The organism is Paralimibaculum aggregatum (assembly GCF_030270585.1).
GTDB lineage: Bacteria > Pseudomonadota > Alphaproteobacteria > Rhodobacterales > Rhodobacteraceae > Thermohalobaculum > Thermohalobaculum aggregatum.
Window position 1 is genome coordinate 1 of sequence record NZ_BSYI01000099.1, and the last position, 2,685, is coordinate 2,685.

Here is a 2,685-nt window from a genome sequence, read left to right on the forward strand (position 1 = left end):
GCGGTAATAGGTCAGGGTCTCGTGCAGATGGGCGTCGACGAGGTCCGCAGCGCGCGCCATACGCTGGCGGCGGAGCTCGTCGACGACCGCGCCGGCCTTTTCTGCGGCCGCTGCCTGGTTCTCCTGCGCGTGGATGGCCTTCAGCATGTGGCTGACCTCGCGGACCTTCGTGCTCGGCACATGGCTGAAGACGGTGCGGTAGAAGTGCACGACGCAGCGCTGCCAGCGTGCCTCGGGCAGATACTCGGCGACGCTCTCGACGAGGCCGCGGCAGGCGTCCGAGGTGACCAGCTCGACGCCCCCGAGGCCACGATCGACCAGGTGGCGGAGGAACGCCGACCAGCCAGACTTGTCCTCCTTGGCGCCCTCGCAGATCCCGAGGATCTCGCGATACCCTTCTGCGTTCACGCCGATCGCCACCAGGAGCGAGACGTTGCGCACCTCGCCCGCCCAGGTCCGCTTCATGACGATGCCGTCGAGAAGGACATAAGGGTGCGCGCCCTCGATCGGCTTGTGCCGCCATGCCTCGATCTTGGCGTAGATCTTCTTGTTCAGGTTCGAGACCGTGCTCGGGCTCACCCGCGTGCCCCAGAGCGCCTCGGCAATGTCCTCCACACGCCGCACCGAAACGCCGGCCAGGTACATCTCGATCAACGCCTCCTCGACGCTGCTCTCGCGGCGCTGGTACCGCTCGATGATGGCGGTCTCGAACCTCTGGCGCCGGAGCTTCGGCATCTTCAGGCTGACCTCGCCGGCCCGGGTCTCGAGCTTGCGCTCGTAGCTGCCGGCGCGCGTGTCCTTCCGGGCTTCGCTGCGCTCGTAGCGCCCGGCCCCGCACAAGCGGTCAGCCTCGGCATCCAGCATCGCGTTCAGCGCTTCCTCGACGGTGCCCCGCACCATCTCACCGAGGTGATCTCTGATGCGCGCTTCGTCGATCTGGATCACCTGGCCCATCGGCTTCGTCTCTCCGTCCTCGTCCATGTTCGGCTCCTCTCAGCCACTCTGAAAGGAACCGCCTCCACAGGCAGAGTGCGAAAGACCCTGTACGTTATCCATCCGATAGCGGGCCGATGCGGCAACGCAGAAGACGACCGGAACAAGCCCTGTTCGACTGATGCTGCGCGACGCGCCGACGACCGCTTCGCTGATCTGCGCAATTTCGGAAAGCGTCGCGTCAGGTCCTGGACCGTAGGCGCGGAGCAACCGTTCCCGCGCCATTCCGGTAGGCCGCGCTCGAGACGTCGAACTTGCCGAGGCGAATCTGGCGGCCGACAAGGCTCCGTGTTCTGGTCAAGGGCTGTCGCCTGGCCGAACGACCCCGCACCTTGGCATCACTACTGCGTCGGGCCACCGCGCTCCACGGTGACACGGGCGATGTGGTTGGTCCCGCTCTGGTGGATCAGCAGCGCCTCGCCATCAAGTGTGGTACGCATGTGGCGCAGGATGCCGGCATAGACCGGGCCCGAGGGGATCGGCCAGCTCTGAAACGTCTCCGTCTGAGGATCGAAGCGCACCAGCATGTCCGGGCGAACCCCGCTTTCATTGTACCAGACCGCCCCGTCGAAAACCGCGATGGCGTAGGGGTGCGAATCCGGGCCGCTGGGCGACGCCCATTCCTGGATGTCTCCCGTCGCCGGGTCGTAGCGGCCGAGCCGTCCCAGTCCGGAATTGACCCACCAGATGATCCCGTCCTCGTCGATGTCGAGCCGGCGCACGGTGGTGCCAGCGTCGGGCAAGGGTATCTCGCTGACCTCCATCGTTTCGGGGTCGAGGCGCAGCAGACAGTTGGCGCCGTTGCAGGCCACCCAGACCGTGCCATTCGCGCCGATTTTCACGCCATAGGGACGCGAGCCTTCGCGTGGGCTGGCGATCGTACGGACCTCTCCGGTTTCCGGATCCAGCCGGCCGATCATGTTGCTGCCCTGAAGGCTGAACCACAGGATGCCGTCCGCGTCGAACTCGGCCGTGTGTGGGTCGCGCGATGCTTCATCCGGCATGGAGTATTCGGTGATCTCGCCGGTCGCCGGGTCGAACCGGCCCATGGTGGCGTTGCGATTGCCGGTGTACCAGGCCGCGCCGTCGGGACCGATGTTGACCGAATGCGGGCGCGCTCCTGCCGGCAGGTCGAATTCCTCCATCGCGCCGGTCTCCGGGTCGATTCGGCCGAGGATGTCCTTCCACTGGCCAACCCACCAGATCCCGCCGTCGGGCGATTCGACCGGATCGCGCGAACGCTGGCCCAACGTGGGCACCATCCACTCCTCGAAACGGATGGTCAGCGGGCCTGAGACCGGCGTCGCCTCGCGGTTGTCGCCGGGCGGGAAATTTTCGGCGAGATAGTCGAGAATCCCGTCTTCCATCTCGGGATCGCCCGAAAGGTCGATCATCGTGGAGGTGAGAAAGCGCCAGTCATCGCGGGAATACCCCGAGCTGCGCTCTATGAGATTGACGCCGTGGCAGGCCGTGCAGACGGCCTCGACCGTCTCCCGGCCTTCGCCGTCCGGCAGCGCGAGAGCGGCAGCGGGATGGCTGAGCGCGGTCGCGAGAAGAACGGAACGAAGCGTATTGCGGGTCATCATGTCCGGGCTTTCGACTGTGGCAGGGTCAACAAAGTATGACATAAAAACCCGGGGTTCCGAACAACCGAAGGCTCGTGTCCCTGGACGTGGTGTATGAGCCGGCCGT

General features: G+C 65.9%; 2 protein-coding genes. Both read right to left on the reverse strand.

The window, feature by feature from the left end:
- On the reverse strand, positions 1 to 954 hold a 954-nt coding region (locus QSJ97_RS24385; protein WP_434220958.1), incomplete at its 3' end, for an IS256 family transposase.
- Between the two features lie 380 nt (positions 955 to 1,334).
- A complete protein-coding gene (locus tag QSJ97_RS24390; protein WP_285675099.1) occupies positions 1,335 to 2,579 on the reverse strand; it encodes a virginiamycin B lyase family protein in 1,245 nt (414 codons plus the stop codon).
- Between the last annotated feature and the right edge of the window lie 106 nt (positions 2,580 to 2,685).